Annotated in this window: 24 protein-coding genes; 19 read left to right on the top strand and 5 right to left on the bottom strand. The window is 71.5% G+C overall.

Features of this window, described 5'->3' with window-relative positions; translation table 11 throughout:
• Nucleotides 1-81: 81 nt before the first annotated feature.
• Nucleotides 82-450 carry a hypothetical protein gene (locus tag ACFWP3_RS37595; RefSeq protein ID WP_384230417.1) on the bottom strand — a complete coding sequence of 123 codons (369 nt, stop codon included), beginning with the start codon at nucleotides 448-450 and terminating at the stop codon, nucleotides 82-84.
• Nucleotides 451-685: 235 nt separating this feature from the next.
• Here ACFWP3_RS37595 and ACFWP3_RS37590 point away from each other — a divergent pair, with 235 nt between their 5' ends.
• On the top strand, nucleotides 686-1,540 hold the full coding sequence (locus ACFWP3_RS37590; RefSeq protein WP_384230422.1) for a DMT family transporter: 855 nt from the start codon (nucleotides 686-688) through the stop codon (nucleotides 1,538-1,540).
• Nucleotides 1,541-1,604: 64 nt separating this feature from the next.
• On the opposite strand, the gene ACFWP3_RS37585 is transcribed toward ACFWP3_RS37590, so the two are convergent.
• Nucleotides 1,605-2,609 (bottom strand): Gfo/Idh/MocA family oxidoreductase, encoded by a 1,005-nt coding sequence (locus ACFWP3_RS37585; RefSeq protein WP_384230415.1) that lies wholly within the window; start codon nucleotides 2,607-2,609, stop codon nucleotides 1,605-1,607.
• Nucleotides 2,610-2,778: 169 nt separating this feature from the next.
• Between ACFWP3_RS37585 and ACFWP3_RS37580 the strand changes: the two genes are divergently transcribed.
• The 12 genes from ACFWP3_RS37580 (at nucleotide 2,779) to ACFWP3_RS37525 (ending at nucleotide 12,728) form a co-directional block, all read left to right on the top strand.
• On the top strand, nucleotides 2,779-3,759 hold the full coding sequence (locus ACFWP3_RS37580) for a substrate-binding domain-containing protein (protein WP_384230413.1): 981 nt from the start codon (nucleotides 2,779-2,781) through the stop codon (nucleotides 3,757-3,759).
• Nucleotides 3,756-4,787 (top strand): ABC transporter permease, encoded by a 1,032-nt coding sequence (locus ACFWP3_RS37575; protein ID WP_384230410.1) that lies wholly within the window; start codon nucleotides 3,756-3,758, stop codon nucleotides 4,785-4,787. The genes ACFWP3_RS37580 and ACFWP3_RS37575 overlap by 4 nt, the downstream gene beginning before the upstream one ends.
• Nucleotides 4,757-5,617, top strand: a complete 861-nt coding sequence (locus ACFWP3_RS37570; RefSeq protein ID WP_384230408.1) for an ATP-binding cassette domain-containing protein — start codon at nucleotides 4,757-4,759, stop codon at nucleotides 5,615-5,617. Before ACFWP3_RS37575 ends, ACFWP3_RS37570 begins: the two co-directional genes overlap by 31 nt.
• Nucleotides 5,614-6,813, top strand: a complete 1,200-nt coding sequence (locus tag ACFWP3_RS37565) for an ROK family glucokinase (RefSeq protein WP_384230405.1) — start codon at nucleotides 5,614-5,616, stop codon at nucleotides 6,811-6,813. Before ACFWP3_RS37570 ends, ACFWP3_RS37565 begins: the two co-directional genes overlap by 4 nt.
• Nucleotides 6,810-7,397 carry a hypothetical protein gene (locus tag ACFWP3_RS37560; protein WP_384230403.1) on the top strand — a complete coding sequence of 196 codons (588 nt, stop codon included), beginning with the start codon at nucleotides 6,810-6,812 and terminating at the stop codon, nucleotides 7,395-7,397. The genes ACFWP3_RS37565 and ACFWP3_RS37560 overlap by 4 nt, the downstream gene beginning before the upstream one ends.
• Nucleotides 7,398-7,427: 30 nt before the next feature.
• Nucleotides 7,428-8,060, top strand: a complete 633-nt coding sequence (locus ACFWP3_RS37555; protein WP_384230401.1) for an MBL fold metallo-hydrolase — start codon at nucleotides 7,428-7,430, stop codon at nucleotides 8,058-8,060.
• 30 nt (nucleotides 8,061-8,090) lie between these two features.
• Nucleotides 8,091-8,876: an exodeoxyribonuclease III gene (locus ACFWP3_RS37550; protein ID WP_384230399.1), complete on the top strand. Its 786-nt coding sequence runs from the start codon at nucleotides 8,091-8,093 to the stop codon at nucleotides 8,874-8,876.
• 100 nt (nucleotides 8,877-8,976) lie between these two features.
• Nucleotides 8,977-9,417 (top strand): DUF6278 family protein, encoded by a 441-nt coding sequence (locus tag ACFWP3_RS37545; RefSeq protein WP_384230396.1) that lies wholly within the window; start codon nucleotides 8,977-8,979, stop codon nucleotides 9,415-9,417.
• 116 nt (nucleotides 9,418-9,533) lie between these two features.
• Nucleotides 9,534-10,277, top strand: a complete 744-nt coding sequence (locus ACFWP3_RS37540) for an amino acid ABC transporter ATP-binding protein (RefSeq protein WP_384230394.1) — start codon at nucleotides 9,534-9,536, stop codon at nucleotides 10,275-10,277.
• Nucleotides 10,278-10,289: 12 nt separating this feature from the next.
• Nucleotides 10,290-11,192, top strand: coding sequence for a glutamate ABC transporter substrate-binding protein (locus ACFWP3_RS37535; protein ID WP_384230392.1), 903 nt, complete (start codon nucleotides 10,290-10,292; stop codon nucleotides 11,190-11,192).
• Between the two features lie 16 nt (nucleotides 11,193-11,208).
• The gene (locus ACFWP3_RS37530) at nucleotides 11,209-11,853 is read left to right on the top strand and encodes an amino acid ABC transporter permease (RefSeq protein ID WP_384230390.1); all 645 of its coding nucleotides are present in this window, start codon (nucleotides 11,209-11,211) and stop codon (nucleotides 11,851-11,853) included.
• Nucleotides 11,850-12,728 carry an amino acid ABC transporter permease gene (locus tag ACFWP3_RS37525; protein WP_384230388.1) on the top strand — a complete coding sequence of 293 codons (879 nt, stop codon included), beginning with the start codon at nucleotides 11,850-11,852 and terminating at the stop codon, nucleotides 12,726-12,728. The genes ACFWP3_RS37530 and ACFWP3_RS37525 overlap by 4 nt, the downstream gene beginning before the upstream one ends.
• 42 nt (nucleotides 12,729-12,770) lie before the next feature.
• On the opposite strand, the gene ACFWP3_RS37520 is transcribed toward ACFWP3_RS37525, so the two are convergent.
• Both ACFWP3_RS37520 and ACFWP3_RS37515 read right to left on the bottom strand, forming a co-directional pair.
• Entirely contained in the window at nucleotides 12,771-14,354 is a 1,584-nt protein-coding gene (locus ACFWP3_RS37520; protein ID WP_384230387.1) for a CocE/NonD family hydrolase, read from the bottom strand.
• A 146-nt stretch (nucleotides 14,355-14,500) separates the two neighbouring features.
• Nucleotides 14,501-15,661 carry an Ig-like domain-containing protein gene (locus ACFWP3_RS37515; RefSeq protein WP_384230420.1) on the bottom strand — a complete coding sequence of 387 codons (1,161 nt, stop codon included), beginning with the start codon at nucleotides 15,659-15,661 and terminating at the stop codon, nucleotides 14,501-14,503.
• A 250-nt stretch (nucleotides 15,662-15,911) separates the two neighbouring features.
• On the opposite strand from ACFWP3_RS37515, the gene ACFWP3_RS37510 reads away from it, so the two are divergent.
• From ACFWP3_RS37510 to ACFWP3_RS37485, 6 genes are read left to right on the top strand one after another with little or no spacing between them, the layout of a single operon-like run.
• A complete protein-coding gene (locus tag ACFWP3_RS37510) occupies nucleotides 15,912-17,075 on the top strand; it encodes a lipid II:glycine glycyltransferase FemX (protein WP_384230385.1) in 1,164 nt (387 codons plus the stop codon).
• Nucleotides 17,072-18,730 carry a murein biosynthesis integral membrane protein MurJ gene (murJ, locus tag ACFWP3_RS37505; protein ID WP_384230383.1) on the top strand — a complete coding sequence of 553 codons (1,659 nt, stop codon included), beginning with the start codon at nucleotides 17,072-17,074 and terminating at the stop codon, nucleotides 18,728-18,730. The genes ACFWP3_RS37510 and murJ overlap by 4 nt, the downstream gene beginning before the upstream one ends.
• 40 nt (nucleotides 18,731-18,770) lie before the next feature.
• Nucleotides 18,771-19,454, top strand: coding sequence for a response regulator (locus ACFWP3_RS37500; RefSeq protein WP_384230382.1), 684 nt, complete (start codon nucleotides 18,771-18,773; stop codon nucleotides 19,452-19,454).
• 6 nt (nucleotides 19,455-19,460) lie between these two features.
• Nucleotides 19,461-20,918: an ATP-binding protein gene (locus tag ACFWP3_RS37495; protein WP_384230380.1), complete on the top strand. Its 1,458-nt coding sequence runs from the start codon at nucleotides 19,461-19,463 to the stop codon at nucleotides 20,916-20,918.
• Nucleotides 20,915-21,475: a hypothetical protein gene (locus ACFWP3_RS37490; protein ID WP_384230378.1), complete on the top strand. Its 561-nt coding sequence runs from the start codon at nucleotides 20,915-20,917 to the stop codon at nucleotides 21,473-21,475. Before ACFWP3_RS37495 ends, ACFWP3_RS37490 begins: the two co-directional genes overlap by 4 nt.
• A gap of 43 nt (nucleotides 21,476-21,518) precedes the next feature.
• Nucleotides 21,519-22,790 carry a cytochrome P450 gene (locus ACFWP3_RS37485; protein WP_384230376.1) on the top strand — a complete coding sequence of 424 codons (1,272 nt, stop codon included), beginning with the start codon at nucleotides 21,519-21,521 and terminating at the stop codon, nucleotides 22,788-22,790.
• Here the strand turns inward: ACFWP3_RS37485 and ACFWP3_RS37480 are convergent.
• Complete coding sequence (locus ACFWP3_RS37480; protein WP_384230374.1) at nucleotides 22,750-23,475, bottom strand: hypothetical protein; 726 nt, start codon at nucleotides 23,473-23,475, stop codon at nucleotides 22,750-22,752. The genes ACFWP3_RS37485 and ACFWP3_RS37480 overlap by 41 nt on opposite strands.
• Between the last annotated feature and the right edge of the window lie 123 nt (nucleotides 23,476-23,598).

Below are 23,598 nucleotides of genomic sequence, written 5' to 3'. Positions count from 1 at the left end.
GTCCAGTACAAGCTGTGGTCCTCCGCCTTGCGATGCACCGCACCGGACGCCGCGACCCGGCAAACCTTCCCGGCCACAGCACTAGCGCGGGTCCAGGGCCAGTTGGACCACGCGGCCCTCGCGCAGGACGAGCAGGTCCGGGGACTCGTGCTCGTAGTGGCGGATCCGGCCGACCGGGCCGGGCGGGCGGATGTGGGGTGCCAGGAGCAGCAGGAGGTCCTCGAGGTCCGGGAGCTGCTCCGCGTGGATCTCCTGGCGGCTGGTCAGGGCCCAGCCGTCGCGCTCGTCCGGCCCGAACTCGCCGACGAGCATGCCCCCGACGCGCCACGCCGGGCCCCGGGTCCCGAGCAGCCCGTCCGGCGCCAGCTGCCGCCGGAGCTCCGCGAGCAGCGCCTCCGGGGCGGTCTCGACGAGGTTGAAGGCCAGGTCCAGGGCGTAGAGATCAGCCATGTCCCCGATGCTACGGGGCAGGTCCGACAGGCCCGAAAATGGGTCGACCGCCATGATCGGCTCCGGTACGGTGGGCCCGCACGCGTGAGAGCCGCCGAAGTCTCCACTCCTTCCGGACCGTTGGAGACCACCGGTGACCGCGACCTCGCCCGCCCTCGAAACCACCCCCGCCGCCTCCGGCCGGGCTCCCGGCAACGCCCCCGGCAGCGCCGGCCGCGCCGCCTGGCTCGCCGACCTGCCCGTCCTGGCCGTCGCCGTCGTCTGGGGCGGCAGCTACCTCGCGGCCAAGGGCATCACCACCACGCAGACCGTGATCGGCGTACTCGTCCTGCGCTTCGGGCTCGTCCTGCCCGTGCTGGCCGTCGCCGGATGGCGCCGGCTGCGCGCGCTGACCCCCGCCCAGCTGCGCGGCGCCGGGCTGCTGGGCCTCGTACTCGGCGGGATCTTCCTGCTGGAGACCTACGGGGTCGTGCACACCTCCGCCACCAACGCCGGGCTGATCATCAGCCTGACCATGATCTTCACACCGCTCGCCGAGGCCGCCGTGCGCCGGCGGATGCCCTCGGGCGCGTTCCTCGCCGCCGCCGCGGTCTCCGTCGCGGGCGTGGTCCTGCTGACCCAGGGCGGCGGGTTCACCGCACCCAGCCTCGGCGACCTGCTGATGCTCGCCGCTGCCCTCGTCCGGACCCTGCACGTGCTGCTGACAGCCCGCATCAAGGCCCTCCAGGAGGCCGACGCGCTCTCCCTGACCACCGTGCAGCTCGGCGGCGCCGTCCTCGTCTTCGCGGTCCTGGCCGGGCTGCCCGGCACCGGAGACAGCCCCTGGGCCGTGGCCGCCGGATTCGGCGCCGCCGACTGGGCCGGGCTGGTCTTCCTCTCCGTCCTGTGCACGCTCTTCGCCTTCTTCGTGCAGATGTGGGCCGTCCGCCGCACCTCGCCCTCCCGCGTCAGCCTGCTGCTCGGCACCGAGCCGCTGTGGGCGGCCGCAGCCGGCATCGCCATCGGCGGCGAGCACCTCGGCCCCCTCGGTCTCGCGGGCGCCGCCCTCGTGCTCGCCGGCACGGCGTGGGGCCGCCGCGCCGTCGGCTGATTGTCCGGATCCGCTCCCCATCGGGGGCGAACACCGGCCCTAAGGTGGCCCGATGGCCACCCGCTCACAGATCCGGGAGCTCCTCCAGCCGGACCCGGCGCCCTTCACGGCGCGAGAGCACGCACGCCTCCGCGACCCGGAACGCGGCGAGCGCCTCCCGGCCGTCGCACGGGTTGGGGCCCTCGCCGCGCACCAGGCGCACGAAGGCCGTCAGCTCCGCCTCGTACGCGGGGGCGAACCGCTCCAGGAAGCCCGGCCACGGCTTGCTCGCCGGAGGCGGGCCCTGCGGCTCGGTCGAGGCGATCGGCGTACGGTCGTCCAGCCCCACGGAGACCTGGTCCAGCTCCCCGGCCAGCTCCATCCGCACGTCGTACCCGGCGCCGTTGCAGCGCGTGCCGGTCGCCGTGACCAGCGTCCCGTCGTCCAGGGTGAGCACGGCCGCCGCCGTGTCGACGTCGCCGGCCTCCCGGAACCGCGCCGGACCCGCGTCCGACCCGGCCGCGTACACCTCGGTGACCTCGTGCCCGGTGACCCAGCGGACCATGTCGAAATCGTGCACCAGGCAGTCCCGGTACAGCCCGCCCGAGGTCGGCAGGTACGCGGCCGGCGGCGGCGCCGGATCGCCCGTCGTCGTCCGTACGGTGTGCAGCCGGCCCAGCGCGCCCGAGCGGACCAGCTCCCGGGCCGTGCGGTAGCCCGCGTCGAAGCGGCGCATGAAGCCCACCTGGAGCACCCCGCCGGCCGCCTCCACCTCGCGCAGCACGGCCAGGGTCCGGGCCAGGTCGGGGGCCAGCGGCTTCTCGCAGAACACCGGCAGCCCGCCGCGCACCGCCCGTACGGCCAGCTCCGCGTGCCCCTCCGTGGCGCAGGCCACGACCACCGCGTCCACGCCCCAGGTGAAGACCTGCTCCACGGAGGGCGCGGCGGTGGCCCCGAGCCGGTCGGCCAGCCGGGCCGCCCGCGCGGGATCGGCGTCGGCGAGCAGGAGCGAGCCCGCCTCCGGGTGGCGGGCGAGCGCCGCCGCGTGGAAGGACCCGATCCGGCCCGTCCCGATGAGCCCGATGCGCATGCACTCAACCTGACCCCGTACGGGGGACCTGTCAATCTGCCCGGTCCTGCCCCGATGAGCCTGCATGGTCCACTGTGGCGGATACTGAGCGGCTGGAACCGGAATGACCGAATTGGTGACGAGGGAAGGGCGCGGCGACGTGGCTAGGGTTCGGACAGGGGTACGCGTCGTGGGCGCCGTGCTCGCGGCGGTACTGGGAGCCTCGCTCGCGGGCTGCAGCAGTACGGGCGGCAAGCGTGCCGAGGAGCGGGCGAAGGCCGCTGAGGCGGGCCGGCCGGCCGTCTCCACCCCGCGCTGGACCTTCGCGATGGTCACGCACGCGGGCGACGGCGACACCTTCTGGGACATCGTCCAGAAGGGCGCCAAGGAGGCCGCGGCGAAGGACAACATCAACTTCGTCTACGCCCACGACGACCAGGCACAGCAGCAGGCCCAGTTCGTGCAGAACGCCATCGACCAGAAGGTCGACGGGCTCATCGTGAGCCTGGCCAAGCCGGAGGCGCTCAAGGACGTCATCGGCAAGGCGGTCAAGGCCGGCATCCCGGTGGTCACGGTCAACTCCGGATCCGCCCAGTCCGCCGAGTACGGGGCGCTCACCCACATCGGCCAGGACGAGACCATCGCGGGCGAGGCGGTCGGCACCGAGCTGACCAAGCGCGGCCGCAAGAAGGCCGTCTGCGTCCTGCACGAGCAGGGCAACGTGGGCCACGAGCAGCGCTGCGCCGGGGCGAAGAAGACCTTCTCCGGCACCATGGAGAACCTGTACGTCGAGGGCACCAACATGCCCTCCGTCCAGGCGTCCATCCAGGCGAAGCTCCAGGCGGACCCGTCCGTCGACGCGATCCTCACCCTCGGCGCCCCCTTCGCCCCCACCGCGGTCAAGGCCAAGGAGGCGGCCGCCAGCAAGGCCGAGGTGGACACCTTCGACCTCAACGAGTCCGTCGCCCGCGACCTGAAGTCCGGGGCCCTCGGCTTCGCCGTCGACCAGCAGCCCTACCTCCAGGGCTACGAGGCGGTCGACCTGCTCTGGCTCTACCGCTACAACGCGAACACGCTCGGCGGCGGCCGGCCGGTGCTCACCGGACCGCAGATCGTCACCGGCGCCGAGGCGGCCAAGCTGGAGGAGTTCATCAAGCGGGGCAGCCGATGAGCGCGTCCGCCACCGTGGACGAGCGGCTCGCGCCCGCCTCCCTGGTCCGCAGGCTGCTGGGCCGCCCGGAGCTCGGAGCCGTCGTCGGCGCCGCCGCCGTCTTCGTCTTCTTCTCCTTCGCCGCCGACAGCTTCCTGCGGGCGTCCAGCCTCAGCACGGTCCTGTACTCCGCCTCCACCATCGGGATCATGGCCGTCCCGGTGGCGCTGCTGATGATCGGCGGCGAGTTCGACCTCTCCGCCGGCGTCATGGTCACCACCTCGGCGCTGCTGAGCTCGATGTTCAGCTACCAGATGACCGCCAACGTCTGGGTCGGCGTCCTGGTGTCCCTGCTGGTCACCCTGGCCGTCGGCTTCTTCAACGGCTTCATGCTGACCCGTACCAAACTGCCCAGCTTCATCATCACGCTCGGCACGTTCCTGATGCTGACCGGCCTGAACCTCGGCTTCACCAAGCTGATCAGCGGTTCGGTCTCCACCAAGAGCATCGCCGACATGGAGGGCTTCTCCTCCGCGCGCGCCCTCTTCGCCTCGCAGTGGAACATCGGCTCGGTCACCCTGAAGGTCACCATCCTGTGGTGGCTGGTCCTGGTCGCCGTGGCCACCTGGATCCTGCTGCGCACCCGCGCCGGCAACTGGATCTTCGCGGTGGGCGGCGGGGCCGACGCGGCCCGCGCCACCGGCGTCCCCGTCGTGAAGACGCGGATCGGCCTCTACATGGGCGTCGCCCTGTGCGCCTGGATCTCCGGGCAGCACATCCTCTTCTCGTTCGACGTGGTCCAGTCGGGCGAGGGCGTCGGCAACGAGTTCCTCTACATCATCGCGGCGGTCATCGGCGGCTGCCTGATGACCGGCGGCTACGGCTCCGCCATCGGGTCGGCGGTCGGCGCCTTCATCTTCGGCATGACCAGCAACGGCATCGTCTACGCCCAGTGGAACCCGGACTGGTTCAAGTTCTTCCTCGGCGCGATGCTGCTGCTCGCGACGCTGCTCAACGCATGGGTCCGCAAGCGGGCGGAGGCGAAGTGACCGCGCTGGTGAAGCTGACGGACGTCAGCAAGTTCTACGGGAACATCCGCGCTCTCCAGGGGGTGTCCCTGGAGGTCTCCGCCGGGGAGATCACCTGTGTCCTCGGGGACAACGGCGCCGGGAAGTCCACCCTCATCAAGATCATCGCGGGGCTGCACCAGCACGACGCGGGCAGCTTCGAGATCGAGGGCGAGGAGACCCGCCTGGCCAACCCGCGCGCGGCCCTGGACCACGGCATCGCCACCGTCTACCAGGACCTCGCCGTCGTCCCGCTCATGCCCGTCTGGCGGAACTTCTTCCTCGGCTCCGAACCGACGAAGGGCCGCGGCCCCTTCCGCCGCCTCGACGTGGAGTTCATGCGCGAGACCACCCGCGCCGAGCTGCTGCGCATGGGCATCGACCTGCGCGACGTCGACCAGCCCATCGGCACCCTGTCCGGCGGCGAGCGGCAGTGCGTGGCCATCGCCCGCGCCGTCTACTTCGGGGCGAAGGTCCTCGTACTCGACGAGCCCACCGCCGCGCTCGGCGTGAAGCAGTCCGGCGTGGTCCTCAAGTACGTCGCCGCCGCCCGCGACGCGGGCCTCGGCGTGGTGCTGATCACCCACAACCCGCACCACGCCCACCTGGTCGGAGACCGGTTCGTCCTGCTCAAGCGCGGCACCATGGCGGGCAGCCACACCCGCGACTCGATCACCCTGGACGAGCTCACCCGGCAGATGGCGGGCGGCTCCGAGCTCGACGAACTGAGCCACGAACTGGAGCGGGTGGCAGAATCGGGTCCGGACACCTCCGATCCCTCCGACGCCGACAGGAACGACACGACTCGATGAGCACGTACCGGGACTTCACGCTCGCCCACCGGGGGTCGGCGCGAGGCACCGTCCTGCGGACCATCGGGACCCGTGAGCGCCGGTCGCACCTGACCGCCCCGCGGGTCCCCACCGTCGGCATCGACATCGGCGGCACCAAGGTGATGGCCGGGGTGGTCGACGCCGACGGCATCATCCTGGAGAAGATCCGCACCGAGACCCCGGACAAGTCCAAGAGCCCCAAGGTCGTCGAGGACACCATCGTCGAGCTGGTGCTGGACCTCTCCGACCGGCACGACGTGCACGCGGTCGGCATCGGGGCGGCCGGCTGGGTCGACGCCGACCGCTCCCGCGTCCTGTTCGCACCCCACCTGGCCTGGCGCGACGAGCCGCTGCGCGACGCGCTCCAGTCCCGGCTCGCGGTCCCGGTCATGGTCGACAACGATGCCAACACCGCCGCCTGGGCCGAATGGCGCTTCGGGGCCGGGCGCGGCGAGGACCACCTCGTCATGATCACCCTCGGCACCGGGATCGGCGGGGCCATCCTCGAGGGCGGCCAGGTCAAGAGGGGCCGGTACGGGGTCGCCGGCGAGTTCGGCCACATGCAGGTCGTCCCCGGCGGGCACCGCTGCCCCTGCGGCAACCGCGGCTGCTGGGAGCAGTACAGCTCCGGCAACGCCCTGGTCCGCGAGGCCCGTGAGCTCGCCGCCGCCGACTCGCCGGTCGCCCACAACATCATCGCCAGGGTCGGCGGGAACGTCGCCGAGATCACCGGTCCGCTCATCACCGAGCTGGCCCGCGAGGGCGACGCGATGTGCGTCGAACTCCTCCAGGACATCGGCCAGTGGCTCGGCGTCGGCATCGCCAACCTGGCCGCCGCCCTCGACCCCTCCTGCTTCGTCATCGGCGGCGGCGTCAGCGCGGCCGACGACCTGCTGATCGGCCCCGCGCGGGACGCCTTCCGCCGCCACCTCACCGGCCGCGGCTACCGCCCCGAGGCACGGATCGCCAAGGCCCAGCTCGGCCCCGAGGCCGGTATGGTCGGTGCCGCCGACCTGGCCCGGCTCGTCGCCCGCCGCTTCCGGCGCGCCACCCGCCGCCGCGTCGAGCGCTACGAACGGTACGAGCGCTACGCGCAGCAGCTGGGCCGGCGCGACACCACCGGCCCCACGGGCGCCACGGCTCCCAAGGACCCCAAGGACACCGAGCAGCAGTGACCCCGCCCACCCTGCCCCGCCAGGCCCCGTCCCCCGAGGGGGGCGGCCCGCCGCCCACCGCCGAGGACCGCAGGCACGTCGTCAAGCGCCGCTGGATCACCGCGATCATCATCCTGCTGCTGGTCGGCGTACCCGCGGGCTACCTGGCGATCTCCACCCAGCAGAGCCGGGAGAGCGGCCGCGACAAGGCGGCGAAGGTCGGCGCGTCCAAGGTGCGTCCGGGCTGGCCCTCCCGGGTGCAGCGCAGCATCTACGAGGTGCCCATCCCGCCCAAGGCCTGGCGGGTCGGGTTCCTGGAGACCAACAACTGGCGCACGAGCCGGTTGTTCACGCAGTTCGCCGTGACCCCGCCCGAGCTGGACGCGTTCCTGGCCTCCGTCGGCACCAGCCGGGAGGAGCTGAAGCCCGGGGTGTCCATCTCCGACCACGACACCTCGGTCGCGGGCTGGGACTGGACGGAGAGCACCGACTGGGTCGGCACCACCCTGGAGCAGGACGACCCGCGGCCCAGCCGCGACATCACGATCGACCTCAGCGACCCCAAGGTCTCCAAGGTCTACGTGGTCTCCACAACCACCCCCTGACCGGGTGCGGTCCCCCGATAGCCTGGGATCATGAAGCTCACCAAGCGGCTGCACTCCTGCGTCCAGCTGGAGAAGGACGGGCGCACGCTCGTCATCGACCCGGGCGCCTTCAGCGAACCGGACGCGGGCCTCGGGGCGGACGCCCTGCTGGTCACGCACGAGCACCCCGACCACTTCGACGAGGGCCGGCTGCGCGCCGCCCTCGACGCCAATCCGGCCGCCGCGCTGTGGACCCTGCGCAGCGTCGCCGGCCGGCTCGCCCCCGCCTACCCGGGCCGGGTGCACACCGTGGGCCACGGCGACACCTTCAGCGCCGCCGGATTCGACGTCCAGGTGCACGGCGAGCTGCACGCCGTGATCCACCCGGACATCCCGCGGATCACCAATGTGGGCTTCCTCGTCGACGGTTCGCTCTTCCACCCCGGGGACGCGCTGACCGTGCCCGAGGCGCCGGTGGACACGCTGATGGTGCCGGTTCACGCCCCCTGGAACAAGGTCGCCGAGGTGATCGACTACCTCCGCGAGGTCAAGCCGCGGCGCGCCATCGACATCCACGACGCCTACCTCTCGGACATCGCCCGGCCCGTCTACGACATGGCCCTGGGCACCCTGGGCGGCACCGACCACGGCCGGCTCTCCGCCGGGGACGCCGCCGACCTGTGACTGTCGGTGCCGGGCGGTAGGTTGGGACGCATGCGTATCGCCACGTTCAACGTCAACTCCATCACCGCCCGGCTGCCGCGCCTGCTGGCCTGGCTGGAGACGTCCGGCACGGACGTCCTGTGCGTCCAGGAGACCAAGTGCTCGGCGGAGCAGTTCCCGCACGAAGCGCTGCGCGAGCTCGGCTACGAGTCGGCCGTCAACGCCACCGGCCGGTGGAACGGGGTCGCCCTGCTCTCCAAGGTCGGCCTGGACGACGTGGTCATCGGCCTGCCCGGCGGCCCCGACTACGAGGGCGTCCAGGAGCCCCGCGCGATCTCGGCCACCTGCGGCGGGGTCCGCCTCTGGTCGGTGTACGTGCCCAACGGCCGCGAGGTCGAGCACGACCACTACGGCTACAAGCTGAGCTGGTTCCGCTCCCTGACCGCCGCCGTCGCCGAGGACGCGGCCGGCCCCCGGCCCTTCGCGGTGCTCGGCGACTTCAACGTGGCCCCGACCGACGAGGACGTGTACGACCCGGCGGTCTTCGAGGGCCTCACCCACGTCACCCCGGCCGAGCGGGCCGCCCTGGACGCGCTGCGGGCGGCCGGGCTCTCCGACGTGCTCCCGCGCCCCCTCAAGTACGACCGGCCCTACACGTACTGGGACTACCGCCAGCTGGCCTTCCCCAAGAACCGGGGCATGCGCATCGACCTGGTGTACGGGAACGGGCCCTTCGGCAAGGCCGTCACCGACGCCTACGTCGACCGCGAGGAGCGCAAGGGCAAGGGGGCGTCCGACCACGCGCCGGTCGTCGTCGACCTGGACCTCGACCGGTAGGACCGGTGCGGAGCCGCCGGACCCGCGGGACCCGATCCGGGCCCGCGGATCCAGGCGCGCCCTGTGGCCAGCGGCGGATCCTGGTGCGACGCTGGGCGGTATGAACATCCCTTTCCTGGACAACTGGCTGAACCGGCACGAAACGGAACGGACGGCGGGTCTGGCCGCCGCCCTGGCCGATGATCCCGAGGGCATCGCGGAGTTGTTCTCGGAGTGCGAGATGCTGCGCGTCCAGGCCAGGGCGGCCGGACTCGAACTCGACGAGAGCCAGGCCTCGTTGGAGCAGCTCGACCAGCTGATGCCGCGCTGGCGGCGGGATCCGGAGATCGTGCCGTGGCTCGGCAACGACGCGGGCTTCTACCTCGGTACCGTGATCGTCCGCACCATCCCGGGCGCGGGCTGGCAGGTGTGGCCGAACGGGCAGCCGGTGATCCGGCTGGCCTCGGGCCGCGAGCTGAACGTGATCGAGTCCGGGGTGTCCTGGGCGATGACCGGATCCCCCGAGCTCAGCCAGGCCTACGCGGAGGCCTCCGAAGGCTGACCGATGTAGAGGTTTATGCGACGTTTATGTCCCTTTAGGCGTGTCGAGGCGAAGTGCCCTTCCCGGGCTGGATAGTTTGCCCAGACCTCGACACCGACAAGTGGGCAGGGCAGCGCATGGCCGTCGATCCGTTGATCGAGCTGCGGGACGTCAACAAGCACTACGGGACGCTCCACGTCCTGCAGGACATCAACCTCACCGTCGGCCGCGGGGAGGTGGTGGTGATCATCGGCCCCTCCGGCTCCGGCAAATCGACCCTGTGCCGGGCGATCAACCGGCTGGAGACCATCGAATCGGGCACGATCCTGATCGACGGGCAGCCGCTGCCCGCCGAGGGCAAGGAGCTCGCCCGGCTGCGGGCCGAGGTCGGCATGGTCTTCCAGTCCTTCAACCTCTTCGCGCACAAGACCGTCCTCGCGAACGTCTCGCTCGCCCAGATGAAGGTCCGCGGCCGCAAGCGGGAAGAGGCGGACAAGCGCTCCCGTGAGCTGCTCGAGCGCGTCGGCCTCGCCGACCAGGCCGCCAAGTTCCCCGCCCAGCTCTCCGGCGGCCAGCAGCAGCGCGTGGCCATCGCCCGCGCCCTCGCCATGAACCCCAAGGCCCTGCTCTTCGACGAGCCCACCTCCGCGCTCGACCCGGAGATGATCAACGAGGTGCTGGAGGTCATGCAGCAGCTCGCCGCCGAGGGCATGACCATGGTCGTGGTCACCCACGAGATGGGCTTCGCCCGCTCCGCCGCGAACAGCGTCGTGTTCATGGCCGACGGCAGGATCGTCGAGAACCGGACCCCGGAGGAGTTCTTCACCGCCCCCGAGAGCGCCCGGGCGAAGGACTTCCTCTCCAAGATCCTGAAGCACTGAGGGGGCCGACCGATGATCGCGATCCGCGCCCTCGCCGTCCTCCTGGTCGCCGTGGCCGCCGTCGGCTGCGGCAAGTCCGGCAGCCCCCCGGTCAAGGGGCCGCAGCCCGAGGACCTGCCCGTCTACCAGGTCGACACCGGATTCCGGCTGCCCGACTCGCGCACCTGGGAGAAGGCCAAGCGCCGCGGCCACCTCGTGGTCGGCGTCAAGGAGGACCAGCCGTACCTGGGGGAGAAGGACCCGGCCGGCGGCCGCTATTCCGGCTTCGACATCGAGATCGCCAAGATGCTGTCGGCCTCGCTCGGCTTCGACCCCAAGACCATCGAGTTCAGGACGATCGCCTCCGCCAACCGCGAGACGGCCCTGCAGAACGGCCAGATCGACTACTACGTCGGCACCTACACGATCAACGACAACCGCAAGAAGCAGGTCGGCTTCGCGGGCCCCTACTTCATGGCCGGGCAGTCCCTGCTGGTCCGCAGGAACGAGAAGGACATCAAGGGCCCGCAGGACCTCGCGGGCAAGAAGGTCTGCTCGGCCGCCGGCTCCACCCCGTACCAGCGGCTCCAGAAGGAGTTCCCGAAGGCGGTCCTCGTCGCCTACGACACCTACTCCGTCTGCGTGGACAACCTGCTCACCTACCAGGTCGACGCCGTCTCCACCGACGACTCCATCCTCCTCGGCTACGCGGCCAAGGTCCCCGAGGAGCTCAAGGTGATCGGCGAGCCGTTCTCCAAGGAGCCCTACGGCATCGGCGTCCCCCGCAGCGACAACGCCCTGCGCTTCGCCCTCGACGACGCCCTGGAGGCCCAGGAGAAGAACGGCAACTGGAAGAAGGCCTACGAGGCCACGCTCGGCCTGTCCGGCGTGCCGGCCCCGACGCCGCCCCCCATCGACCGCTACCCGGCGAGCTGAAGGAGAGGGCACCGCCATGGACGTACTCACCGAGAACTTCTCGCTCTACGGAAAGGGTTTCCTCGGCACCGTTGAGCTGACCGTCTACGCCTCCCTGCTCGCCCTGGTCCTGGGCTTCGTGATGGCCTCGTTCCGGGTCGCCCCCGTCGGCTCCTTCCGGGTCTTCGGCACGGTCTGGGTCACGGTGCTGCGCAACACCCCGCTCACCCTGCTCTTCTTCGCCGTGCTGCTGGGCCTGCCCCGCTTCGGCATCGTCCTGCCCTTCCAGCTGTTCGCCGTCCTGGCACTGGGCTGCTACACCTCCGCCTTCATCTGCGAGGTGCTGCGCTCGGGCATCAACACCGTGCCCAAGGGCCAGGGCGAGGCGTCCCGCAGCCTGGGCATGACCTTCGGCCAGACCCTGGGCTCCGTGGTGCTGCCCCAGGCCTTCCGCTCGGTCATCCCGCCCATCGGCTCCACGCTGATCGCGCTCGCCAAGAACTCCGCCATCGCCGGCGCGTTCAGCGTCACCGAGCTGCTGGGCACGTACAAGACCCTCAACGAGCTGGGCTACAGCATCATCTGGACCTTCGTCTGGATCGCCGTCGGCTACCTGATCATCACCCTGTCCATCAGCGCGCTCTTCAACGTGCTCGAGAAGCGCTACGGAGTCGCCCGATGACCGCGCACGCGCTCCACGGGGACACGGAGTCCACCGCCCTCTACGACATCCCCGGCCCGCAGGCCCAGCGCCGGCACTTCCTCTACGGGATCCTCTCGACCGTGGTGATCCTCGCCCTGGTCGGCTGGATCCTCTACCTGCTCTTCGACACCCACCAGTTCACCTCCGCCAAATGGTCCCCGTTCGCCTACCAGGGCATCCAGGAGCTGCTGCTCAAGGGGCTGTGGAACACCCTCAAGGCCTTCGCCTACGCCTCGGTGCTCTCCCTGGCGCTCGGCGCGGTGCTCGCCACCGGCAGGCTGTCGGTGCACCGTCCGGTGCGCTGGCTGTCGACCCTGTGCGTGGAGTTCTTCCGGGCCATGCCGGTGCTGGTGATGATCTTCTTCATCTTCGTGGCACTCAAGGTCCAGCCGCTGCCGGCGCTGGTGGCGGGCCTGACCCTGTACAACGGCTCGGTGCTCGCCGAGGTCTTCCGGACGGGCATCAACGCGGTGGAAAGGGGGCAGCGCGAAGCGGCGTACGCGCTGGGCATGCGCAAGACACAGGTGATGACCTACGTCCTCGCCCCGCAGGCGGTCCGGGCCATGCTGCCCACCATCATCAGCCAGCTGGTGGTGGCGCTGAAGGACACCTCGCTGGGATACCTGATCACCTATGAGGAGTTCCTGCACGCGGGCAAGCTGATCGCCTCGAACCTCGACTACGACCTGCCGTTCATCCCCGTCGTGATGATCATCTCGCCGATCTACATCGGGATGTGCATGCTGCTCTCGTGGTTCGCCACCTGGGTGGCCCGGCGGGAGCGGCGCAACGTCAAGACCAGGGCCGTGGACCTGGGCCCGCCCGAGCCCGCAGTGGTGCTGCCGGGCCGGTAACAGCCCCGGAGGGGGAGCCTCCCGCCCGGCAGCAGCCGTGGATCACTGCTCGCGCAGCGGCACCGAGACGTAACTGGGATCGGTGGCGGGCGAGGAGAAGGTCAGCTGTGCGCCGGTGGGGTTGTGCTCGATGTAGAGCGGGTCGACCGTGTCGATGACAAGGGCGAGCCGGTGGCCCTCGGGCACGTCGTAGGCGGTGGAGAACAGTTCCAGATCCACCCCGAAGGCCTGTCCGGGGGCCTTGCCGTGGAAGGTGTACGGGGCGTTGCTGACGAGCTTGCCGATGCCGAGCGGGCCGACGTCGTAGAGGTAGGCGACGAAGGTGCCGTCGCCCTTGGTGGGCGTGACGGTGGTGTGCAGTTTCACGGCGCCGCGGATGCGGCGCTCCTCGGCGTAGCGCTCGGACTGCCAGACGGCGGCGAACGAGCGGGGGAGCAGCGGGATCGAGGCCATCGGCGGGGTCCTGGCGATCTGGTCCAGGAGGTTGGACAGCAGCAGGATGCCGCCGTTGGCGCCGGAGTCGACGTTCGCGAAGAGGTGCTCGCTGTCGTTGAGGGCGAGCCGCTCGATGCCGCCGGAGCCGACGGACTTCCAGTCGGCGTAGCCCTCGTACCCGTCGTTGCTGCGGGACTTCAGCTGGACCGGGGCCTCGCCGTCCACGCCGTTGCGCTCGCCCTTGAGGTAGCGGTCGAACCAGCGGCGGGCGTTGGTCCAGGTGTCGTTGGGCAGGCCGAGCAGCCCGGTCCCCTCGGCGGTGGCGTGGTCGCCGGGCCGCAGCTCCAGGCGCTTGGGGCCGGTCAGCCGCTCGAAGAACCTCGTGTACTGGTTCGGCGGGAAGAGGGTGTCGCCCCAGGCGTTGCCGAGGAAGACGGCCGTGCCGTTGGCGTTGAGCCGGTCCACCTGGAAGGCGACCGAGCGTTTCTTCCCCCACTCGATCATCTGCTCCTCCTTGTCCAGCCGGGAGCCGAGGAAGTCGTCGAGGACCTGGCGGAGTTCGGGGCCGGGGCGGCCGGTGAGGGAGCCTGCGGCGCCGAGCATGACGGCGGCCTGCAGGTGCTGGGTGCGCCCCGAGTAGATCGAGTCGATCAGGTCGGCCCAGCCGCTCATCGAGACCACGGCCTTGACGCGGGGGTCGTTCGCGGAGGCCAGCAGGCTGATGCCCGCGCCGTACGAGACGCCGCCGAGGCCGATGCGGTCCGCGTCGGCGGCGGTGTTGGCCAGCGCCCAGTCGATGACGGCCGAGACGTCGGCGACGTCCGGGGGGCCGGCCACCTCGATCTGCCCGCCGGAGAGCCAGAAGCCGCGGGAGGTGTAACTGACCACGACGTAGCCGGAGTCGGCGAGCTTCTTCGCCTGTGCGATGTATTCGATCTGCGGTACGCCCCAGCTGGTCGGCAGCACGATCAGCGGGTACGTGCGGCCGGCCACGGCGGCCGAGGGGGCGAAGACGTTGCCCTTGAGGGTGATGCCGCCGGAGCCGGGGATGTCGTGGAAGCGCAGTTCCGAGGCGGCGGCGGAGTCCGCCGGGGCGGCGGCGGGAGCCGCCTGGGCCTGGTGGGGGGCCAGGCCCAGGGCGGCTGCCGCCAGCAGGGCTGCCACGGCTGCGGCGGTGGTGGTGCGTTGCATCGATCGCTCCTCGCGTGCGCCGGGGTTGTCAAAGTGACCCGACGGTAACGGGAGGGGTTTACCGAAGGTAACCCGTCAGTAAGTTACGCGGTGGTAACGATCGGTGCGGCCCGGCCGGGAGGCGGCCGGCCGGCGGGGGCGGGCGGTCAGCCGTTCTGCGGAGCGCCGCTCAGCGCGCTCTTGCCCTTCCACTGGTCCCAGGACAGGTTCCACTCGCCGTAGCCGTTGCCGATGTCGGCATTGCCCTTGGAGCCCTCGCCGACCACCTCGAACGGGTCGCCGACCTGCACCTTGGCGTAGAAGTCCTTGGCGTTGGCGTCGCTCATCCCGACGCAGCCGGAACTGGTGTTGGCCTTGCCGAAGTTGGCGGTGTTCCACGGGGCGGCGTGCGCGTACATGCCGGACCAGGTCAGCCGCATCGAGTAGTCGACCATCTTGTCGTAGGCGTCGCCCAGGCCCACCGTCTGGGAGTCCATCCGGATGGTGCCCTCCTTCGACATCAGCACCATCTTCCCGGACCAGGAGGCCTTCTTGCCGCCCGGAGTGCCGGCGGAGACCGGGATCGTCTCGACCACCTGGCCGTCCTCGGTCACCTTCATCTTCCTGGTGTCGAGGCTGACCTCCATCCGGCGGTCCTTGCCGATCTTGAACTCGGTGTTGTAGTCCTTGGCGAAGAGGCCGCCCTTGCCGGAGTCCACGCCGTTCAGGTTCATCTCGACCTTCACGTCCGTGCCGGACTTCCAGTAGTCCTTCGGCCGCCAGTCGATCCGGTCGCTGCCCGAGTAGTCCTTGATCCAGCCCCAGGAGCCCTCGGTGTTGTCCGAGGTGGTGACCTTGAGCTGCTTCTCCACCTCGGCCTTGTTCGTCACCGGGTTGTCGAAGACGATCGAGACCGGCATCGCCACGCCCACCGTGCTGCCCTTGGATATGTTGATCTTGACCTTGTTCACCTTGTCGGCGGCGGAGGTCTTGAACTGGGTCGTGGCGCTCTGGCTCTCGATGTTGCGCGCCTCGACCTTGTACTCGGAGTCGGGTGCGGCGTTGCGCTCCGAGGTCCAGGTCTTGCCGTCGTCGGATATCTTCCCGGGCAGCTCCGCCTGCTTGGCGTCGGTCACCTTCACCTGGGACAGCTTGCCCTCGGCGATGGTCACCGTGACGGGCTGGCCCGCCTTCACCTGATCGCCCGTGAGGTTCACCGAGACCGCCATGTCCGGCTTCGGCTTCATGTCGGCCTTGCCGGCCGCGCCGTCCCCGCTCCCGCCCGAGCATGCGGTCAGCGCGGCGGCCAGAAGTGCGGTGCTCGCCATGGCGGTACGGCGTATGCGGCTCAACGAAGGGTCCCTTCGAGTAGCGGGAAAGAGTGATCGTTCGCAAACGTAGATGCGAACGGAACGACTCTAGGTTGCGAAAACCACCGAAAAGATCGTGCTTTCGGTTGTGACATGGACCGCAGCGAAACGGTCATCGTCCGGTCACAATCGCCGCGCACTTCGGTCATGGACAACTGTGAGAGTCCTGTGCACCCCGCCCGCCGGACTTACAGGAAGGCCGTCAGCCGTGTGTGCACTGCTCGTGACCCCCGCCCAGCAGGACCAGGATCAGGAGCTCCGGGTGCGCGCCCTGTCCGTCCCCGAGTACCGGCAGTTCCTTTTCCGGCACGGCCGGGCCGGCTTTCTGCAGTACCCCTCGTGGGCCGAGGTAAAGGACCTTTGGCGCTCGGAAAGGGTCGGATGGCACTATCCCGACGGTGAAATCGCCGGTGCCGGACTCGTGCTCTACCGTCAATTCCCCGGCACCCGCAAATACTTCGCCTACCTCCCCGAAGGGCCCGTCGCCGACTGGTCCGACCCGCGCGTCGACCGCTGGCTGAACCCCCTCATGCGCCACCTCAAGGCGGCCGGGGCCTTCGCCGTCCGCATCGGCCCCACCCCCGCCTACCGGCGCTGGGACGCGGCCACCGTCAAGTCCGCCACCGGGCCCGGCCGGCAGATCTCCGACGTGCTCGCCACCGAGGTGGACCCGGTCGGCGCCGCCCTCGCCGACCGGCTGCGCACCCGCGGCTGGAAGCGCTGCGGCGGCGAGAACGACGGCGACGCCCAGCCCCGCCACGTCTTCCGGGTCCCCCTCGCCGGCCGCACCCAGGGCGACCTGTGGTCCGGCCTCAACCAGGAATGGCGCCGCAACGTGCGCAAGGCCGAGAAGTCCGGAGTGCAGACGGTCCTCGGCAGCGCCGCCGACCTGCCCGAGTTCTACCGGCTGCTGCGGATCACCGAGGAGCGCGACGGCTTCCGGCTCGGCCGCTCCCTCGCGTACTACCAGCGCCAGTACGAGGTCCTCAACGCCGAGCAGCCCGGCCGCATGCGGCTCTACCTGGGCGTCCACCAGGGCGAGATACTCGCCGCGCACACGATGATCGTCGCGGGGAGCCGGGTCTGGTACCAGACCGGCGCCTCCGCCGACCACCGGCGCGAAGTACGGCCCAGCAACGCCCTGCAGTGGCGCATGATGCGCGATGCCCACACCCTCGGAGCGGACGAATACGACATGCGCGGGGTACCCTCCACCCTCGACCCCGACGAACGCTCCTTCGGACTGCTGCGCTGGAAGCTCGGTACCGGCGGGCAGGTCGTCGAGACGCTGGGCGAGTGGGAGACCCCGATGGACGGATACGCCAACACGGCGCTCTACAAGGCGTTCCAGGCCTACCTGGCCCGCCGGTGACGGCCACCGACACCAGACCGGCCGCCGAGGACACCGGCAGCGGCGCGGCACGCGCCGGCGCCTCGGTGCTGCGCAGCGGCGCCCTCATGGCGGCCGGCTCGGTCGTCTCCCGCGCCACCGGCTTCGTCCGCTCCGCCGTCGTCGTCGCAGCGCTGGGCGCCGGACTGCTCGGCGACAGCTACGCCGTCGCCAACACCGTCCCCAACATCCTCTACATGCTGCTCATCGGCGGCGCACTCAACGCCGTCTTCGTCCCCGAGCTGGTCCGCGCCGCCAAGGAGCACCGGGACGGCGGCGCCGCCTACACCGACCGGCTGCTGACCGCCTGCACCGTGGCCCTCGTGGTGCTCACCGCCGCCGCCGTGCTCGCCACCCCGCTGATCGTCGGCGCCTACACCCCCTCGTACACCGGCGCCCAGCAGAGCACCACCGTGGCCCTGGCCCGCTTCTGCCTCCCGCAGATCCTCTTCTACGGGCTCTTCACCCTGCTCGGCCAGGTGCTGAACGCCCGCGGCCGGTTCGGCGCCATGATGTGGACCCCGGTCCTCAACAACATCGTGGTCATCGGCGTCTTCGGACTGTTCCTGTACGTCTCCCACGACGCCGCGGGCACCGGCCTCACCGCCTCCGAGACCCGGCTGCTGGGCCTCGGCACCACCGCCGGCATCGTCGTCCAGGCCCTCGCCCTGGTCCCCTCGCTGCGCGCCGCCCGCTTCCGCTGGCGCCCCCGCTTCGACTGGCGCGGCAGCGGCCTCGCCCGCCCGCTGCGCAACGCCGGCTGGCTGGTCCTGCTCGTCTTCACCAACCAGATCGCCTACTGGGTGGTGACCCGCCTGTCCACCACCGTCGGCGACCTCGCCGGCAGCGCCGGCTACGCCGCCTACACCAACGCCTACCAGCTGTGGGTCGTCCCCCAGGGCATCATCACCGTCTCCCTCGTCACCGCCCTGATGCCCCGGATGAGCTCCGCCGCGACCGACGGCGACCTCGCCGGCGTCCGCAAGGACGTCTCCTACGCGCTGCGCTCCAGCGCCGCGCTCGTCGTCCCCGCCGCCGCGGTCTTCGCCGCCCTGGCCCCCTGGGTGATCGGCGCCGTCTACGGATACGGCCGCACCGGCCCCGCCGACATCGCGGCCATGGCGGGCATGCTGATCGCCTTCGCCCCCGGCCTCGTCGCCTACTCCGCGCAGTACGTGCTCTCCCGCGGCTTCTACGCCCTCTCCGACACCCGCACCCCGTTCTTCCTGAACCTGGTGATCGTCGCGCTGAACGCCGGGCTGTCCTACGCCGCCTACCTCCTGCTGCCCCTGCGCTGGGCGGTCACCGGCATGGCGGGAGCGTCCTCGGTCGCCTTCACCGCGGGCGCCGCCGTCACCGCGTACGCCCTCTCCCGGCGGCTCGGCCCGCGCACGGGCCCCCGTACCGCACGGCGCGCCACCGCCGTACGCACGCACCTGCGGCTGCTCGCCGCCTGCGCCCCGGCCGCCGCCGCCGGGTACGCGGCCGCCCGCGCCGCCGCCCGGTTCGGCGACTTCGCCGCGGTCGGGGCGGGAACCACCGCCCTGCTGCTCGTCGTCGTCCTCCTCGCCGGGCCGCTGCGCCTGACGGAGATCACCGACCAGCTGGGCTCCCTGCGGCGCAGGATCGGCCGATAGCCGGAGGCCGGCCACCGAACCAGCTTGGGATACTGACCGGATGCCACGCGTACTGCTGATCGAGGACGACCCATCCATCCGGGAGGGCGTGGGCCTCGGCCTGCGCCGGCGCGGCCACGAGGTGAGCGCCGCCGAGACCGGGGAGGCCGGGCTGGAGCTGATGGCGAGCTTCCGCCCCGAGCTGGTGCTGCTCGACCTGATGCTGCCCGGCATCAACGGCGTGCAGGTCTGCCGCCGGATCCGCGAGACCAGCCAGGTACCGATCATCATGCTCACCGCGCGCGGCGACGACTTCGACATAGTCATCGGCCTCGAGGCCGGCGCCGACGACTACATCGTCAAACCCGCCCGCACCGAGGTCATAGAGGCCCGGGTGAAAGCCGTACTGCGCCGGCTCAGCACCCCGGCGGGCAGCCGCACCGAGGTCGAGCAGCACGGCGAGCTCGCCGTCGACCGCGCCGGGCTCACCGTCGCCAAGAACGGCGAGCGCGTCCCCCTCGCCCCCAGCGAGCTCAAGCTCCTGCTGCACCTGTCGGCCTCGCCCGAGCAGGTCTTCTCCCGCCAGCAGCTCCTCGAGTACGTCTGGGACCACAGCTACCACGCCGACGCCCGGCTGGTGGACGCCTGCGTACGCCGGCTGCGCCACAAGGTCGAGGACCCGGACGGCAGCCCCCGCTACATCCAGACCGTGCGCGGCTTCGGCTACCGCTTCGGTCCCCTGTAGGCGGCCGTGAGAGCCAAGGCGCCGCTCGGCCTGCGCACCCGGCTGATCGCGGCCTTCCTGCTGGTCGCCGCGATCTGCGCCGGCACCACGGCCGCCCTCACCTACCAGAAGGCGCGCAACGCGATCCTCACCCAGGTCCAGGACACCGCGGTCGCCACCCTGCGCGACCAGATCGAGCAACGGGGCATGGCGCTGCCCGTGGACCAGCAGTCCCTGCAGTACCTCGTGACCGATATCGCCAAGCGCGGGAAGCCGCACCCCTGGGTGATCTACGGCGAGTACGGCACCCTGCGGGCCTCCTCCAACAACACCCCGGCCACGTCCCCCTTGGTCACCGAGGCGCTCCGCCGACGGGTGTCGGTCAATCCGCACGGCGCCTTCCAGCGGGTCGAGGACCGCTCCGGCAACCCCTACCTCGTGGTGGGCATGCCGGCCGAGTTCACCCACAGCGGGGTGCGCCAGGCCACCGGCGTCGTCTTCTTCGCCGCCATGCCGCTCGAAGCCGAAGAGGCCACCGTGAAGGCCATGGTCGACGCCGCCCAGCAGGGCGCCGTCCCCGGCCTCGCCATCGCCCTGATCCCCGCCCTGCTCGCCGCGCGCAGCGTGCTCCGCCCGGTACGGGACATGCGCCGGGCCGCCCAGCGGCTCGGCTCGGGCCGGCTGGACACCCGGATCGAGGTCAAGGGGGCCGACGAACTCGCCGGGCTCGCCCGTACCTTCAACGAGACGGCCCGCGCCCTCGAACAGTCCGTGGCCGAGCTCCAGGACGCGGAGGCCCGGGCCCGCCGCTTCGCCGCAGACGTCTCGCACGAACTGCGCACCCCGCTCGCCGGGATGCTCGCCGTCACCGAGGTCCTCGACGAGGACGCCGAGCAGCTCGACCCGGACACCGCGAAGGCCCTGCGGCTGATCAGCGCGGAAACCGGGAAACTCGCCGTCCTCGTCGAGGACCTGATGGAGATGTCCCGCTTCGACGCCCGCGCCGCCGAGCTCAACCTGGACGACGTGGACCTGGTCGAAGCCGTCGGCAAGACGCTGGAGCGCCGGCACTGGGACGACGGCCGGGTGGTCACCGTCACCGACCTGCCCCACGAGGTCCGCGCCCGGCTCGACCCGCGCCGCTTCGACGTGGTCCTCGCCAACCTCGTCGGCAACGCCCTCCGGCACGGCAGCGCCCCCGTACGGATCACCGTGCGCACCGGCCCCGGGCCGGACGGCGAGGGAGACCGGCTGCTCATCGAGGTCGCCGACAGCGGACCGGGCATCGCGCCCGACGTGCTGCCGCACATCTTCGACCGCTTCTTCAAGGCCGACGCGGCCCGCACGCGCTCGGCGGGCAGCGGCCTCGGCCTCGCCATCACCCAGGAGAACGTCCGCCTGCACGGCGGCACCCTGCGCGCGGGCAACGGGCCCGCCGGGGGAGCGGTCTTCACCCTCGACATGCCGCTGGAGGCCCGCGCATGAGCCCGACCCGGACCCGGCCCCGGCCCCGGACCCGGACCCGGACCCGGCCCCGGACCCGGGCGGCGGCCGCCGCGGCGGCCCTGCTGAGCCCGCTGCTGCTCGCCGGATGCGGCATCAAACCCACCGCGCCGGTCGACAGCGGCGCCTCCGCCTCCGTGGCCGTGAGCGGCCCCGAGAACTCCGCGGTGCTCTACTTCGTCTCGCCGGACGGCCTGCTCGTACCGTCCCCGCAGCGCGACGTGCCCACGCTCGCACCGGTCCAGGCGCTCAACCGGCTGCTGGAGGGCCCCGGGGACGTGGAGCGGGCGGCCGGCCTCACCACGCAGGTGCCGCCCACCCACGGCAAACGGCTGGACAGCTCGGCGGTGAGCTTCTGGCACGGGGTGATGCGCGTGCAGCTGCCGTTCCCGGCCGCGGACCTGACGCCGCTCGCCCGCCGCCAGATCGTGTGCTCCGTTCTCACCACCGGCGTTCCGAGCGAACCCCTCACCGTCGCCCTCAAGGGGACCGACCCGGCGCTGGACCTCGACCCGGTCGGGTGCGAAGGCCCCGCCTGACGGCCCCTTGCGCGGCCGGCTCCCGGCCCGCCACCGTGGTCCCATGGATCACGCCGGTGACGTCCCCGACGTCTTCGACCCCCGGATCTACGCCGAGGGCGTCCCCCACGACCGGTACCGGCTGCTGCGCGAACGGCATCCGGTGGCCTGGCAGGCCGAGCCCGAGATCCAGGGCTGGCCCGCGGGCCCCGGCTTCTGGGCGGTCACCCGGCACGCCGACGTCGTCACCGTCCTGCGCGACCACCGCGCCTACTCCTCCTGGCTCGGCGCCACCCAGATCCGCGACCCCGACCCGGCCGACCTGCCCTTCCTGCGCCGCACCATGCTCAACCAGGACCCCGGCAAGGCCTTCGGGGACCACGGCCGGCTGCGGCGCCTGGTCTCCCGCGCCTTCACCCCCGCCCGCATCGACGCCTTCGCCGGGCGGGTGCGCGCACGGGCCCGGACCCTGCTCGCCGCCGCGCGGGACGGGGCCGAGGACGGAGCCGCCGACCTGGTGCGCACCGTGACCGACGAGTACGCGCTGCTCAACCTCACCGACCTGCTGGGCGTCCCGGCCGCCGACCGCGCCCTGCTGCTGGAGTGGACCGTACGGATCATCGGCTACCAGGATCCCGAGGACGCGCCCGCGCCCCGGCTCGGCCCCGACGGCAAGCCGCTCAACCCGCGCTCCCCGGCGCTGCTCGGCGAGATGTTCGCGTACGCCCGCGAACTGGCCGGGCACAAGCGCGCGCACCCCGGCGACGACGTGATGACCTCCCTCGCCCACGCCGGACTGGACCCGGCCGAGCTGGAGATGTTCTTCTTCCTGCTCACCGTCGCGGGCAACGACACCGTGCGCAGCGCCGCCCCCGGAGGCCTCCTCGCACTGGCCGGCGACCCGGACGCCTACCGGGCGCTGGCCGGGGGCGCGGTCCCGCCGGACCGCGCCGTCGACGAACTCCTGCGCGTCCACCCGCCCGTGCTCAGCTTCCGCCGGACCGCGGCCGCCGACACCGAACTGGCCGGGCAGCGGATCAGGGCCGGGGACAAGGTCGTGGTCTTCCACGCCTCCGCCAACCACGACGAGCGCGTCTTCGCCGACCCCGCGCGGCTGGACCTGGGCCGGGCGCCCAACCCGCACGTCTCCTTCGGCGACGGCCCGCACGTCTGCCTGGGCGCCCACTTCGCCCGGCTCCAGCTGCGCGTCCTCTACGAGGAGTGGTGCGCGGCCATGCCCGCGCCCGAACTCGCGGGCCCGCCCCGGCGGCTGGTGTCGAACTTCATCAACGGGATCACACGGCTGCCGCTGCGGGTGTCCGGGCCGGCCCGGTGACGTCCGCCACCAGCTCGGTCACGTCCGGTCCGTAGGCATCGGAGTTGACCACCTTCAGGACGACGCAAAAGGACTCGGCGCCGTACTTGCGGGCCAGCTCCCGGTGCTGCCGGGCCAGGTAACGGGCCGCGGCCTGGTTGCTGTTGGCGGTCTGCCCCGACAGCAGGAACACCGGCCGGGAGCCCCGCCCCGTCGTCAGGCGCGCCAGCAGCACGTACTCGGCCAGCCCCTTCTCCCACCGGTACGTCTCCCCGCCCACCTTGATCGAACCCCGGTCGGGGCCGGGCTCGGTGGAGACGTCGACCCGCACCCCCGGGAGCATCGAGTGCAGGTGCGCCGTCGTCCGGGTGTTGGACACCGGCCCGCCGACACAGAACTCGGCCCGGTCGCCGAAGCCCTGCCGGGCCGCGTCGTGCGTGACGATCTGCACGGTCGCCCCGCAGTCCTTGATCAGGGCGGATATCTCCAGCAGCGCGAAGGCGTCGTTGCGGTGCAGCGAGGAATCGGTGCCGCCCATCTGCCGGTTGACCACGAACAGGCAGTCGGAGCCGGTCGGCAGGCCGAAGAAGGCCTGCTTGCGGCGGAGCGCGCGCCGCCACTGGTAGGTCCGGGTGAACCAGCCGAACCCGCCGCTGAGGGCGGTGGCTATCACCCCGAGCACGATGTTGCGCACGTCATCGTTCATGCGCCGGATGATAGTGCTGTGACCGGGAAGGTTCACCGGGTCGCGACGCCCTGCACGGCACCTCGCCGCGTTGTCGGACCACGCAAGTACGTCCAGTACAAGCCGCGGCCCTCCGCCTTGCGA

The sequence above is a fragment of the Streptomyces sp. NPDC058525 genome, assembly GCF_042719495.1.
Taxonomy (GTDB): Bacteria; Actinomycetota; Actinomycetes; order Streptomycetales; family Streptomycetaceae; genus Streptomyces.
Note: the sequence above shows the minus strand (reverse complement) of the source record. Positions and strands in the feature narration are given on the sequence as shown.

What these genes read in the sequence shown, in the direction of transcription:
- ACFWP3_RS37595 (WP_384230417.1), bottom strand. Translation starts at nt 450, where the DNA reads ATGGCTGATCTCTACGCCCTGGACCTGGCCTTCAACCTCGTCGAGACC.
- ACFWP3_RS37585 (WP_384230415.1), bottom strand. Translation starts at nt 2,609, where the DNA reads ATGCGCATCGGGCTCATCGGGACGGGCCGGATCGGGTCCTTCCACGCG.
- ACFWP3_RS37575 (WP_384230410.1), top strand. Translation starts at nt 3,756, where the DNA reads ATGAGCGCGTCCGCCACCGTGGACGAGCGGCTCGCGCCCGCCTCCCTG.
- ACFWP3_RS37570 (WP_384230408.1), top strand. Translation starts at nt 4,757, where the DNA reads ATGGGTCCGCAAGCGGGCGGAGGCGAAGTGACCGCGCTGGTGAAGCTG.
- ACFWP3_RS37565 (WP_384230405.1), top strand. Translation starts at nt 5,614, where the DNA reads ATGAGCACGTACCGGGACTTCACGCTCGCCCACCGGGGGTCGGCGCGA.
- ACFWP3_RS37555 (WP_384230401.1), top strand. Translation starts at nt 7,428, where the DNA reads ATGAAGCTCACCAAGCGGCTGCACTCCTGCGTCCAGCTGGAGAAGGAC.
- ACFWP3_RS37550 (WP_384230399.1), top strand. Translation starts at nt 8,091, where the DNA reads ATGCGTATCGCCACGTTCAACGTCAACTCCATCACCGCCCGGCTGCCG.
- ACFWP3_RS37545 (WP_384230396.1), top strand. Translation starts at nt 8,977, where the DNA reads ATGAACATCCCTTTCCTGGACAACTGGCTGAACCGGCACGAAACGGAA.
- ACFWP3_RS37540 (WP_384230394.1), top strand. Translation starts at nt 9,534, where the DNA reads ATGGCCGTCGATCCGTTGATCGAGCTGCGGGACGTCAACAAGCACTAC.
- ACFWP3_RS37535 (WP_384230392.1), top strand. Translation starts at nt 10,290, where the DNA reads ATGATCGCGATCCGCGCCCTCGCCGTCCTCCTGGTCGCCGTGGCCGCC.
- ACFWP3_RS37530 (WP_384230390.1), top strand. Translation starts at nt 11,209, where the DNA reads ATGGACGTACTCACCGAGAACTTCTCGCTCTACGGAAAGGGTTTCCTC.
- ACFWP3_RS37525 (WP_384230388.1), top strand. Translation starts at nt 11,850, where the DNA reads ATGACCGCGCACGCGCTCCACGGGGACACGGAGTCCACCGCCCTCTAC.
- ACFWP3_RS37520 (WP_384230387.1), bottom strand. Translation starts at nt 14,354, where the DNA reads ATGCAACGCACCACCACCGCCGCAGCCGTGGCAGCCCTGCTGGCGGCA.
- ACFWP3_RS37515 (WP_384230420.1), bottom strand. Translation starts at nt 15,661, where the DNA reads ATGGCGAGCACCGCACTTCTGGCCGCCGCGCTGACCGCATGCTCGGGC.
- ACFWP3_RS37500 (WP_384230382.1), top strand. Translation starts at nt 18,771, where the DNA reads ATGCCACGCGTACTGCTGATCGAGGACGACCCATCCATCCGGGAGGGC.
- ACFWP3_RS37490 (WP_384230378.1), top strand. Translation starts at nt 20,915, where the DNA reads ATGAGCCCGACCCGGACCCGGCCCCGGCCCCGGACCCGGACCCGGACC.
- ACFWP3_RS37485 (WP_384230376.1), top strand. Translation starts at nt 21,519, where the DNA reads ATGGATCACGCCGGTGACGTCCCCGACGTCTTCGACCCCCGGATCTAC.
- ACFWP3_RS37480 (WP_384230374.1), bottom strand. Translation starts at nt 23,475, where the DNA reads ATGAACGATGACGTGCGCAACATCGTGCTCGGGGTGATAGCCACCGCC.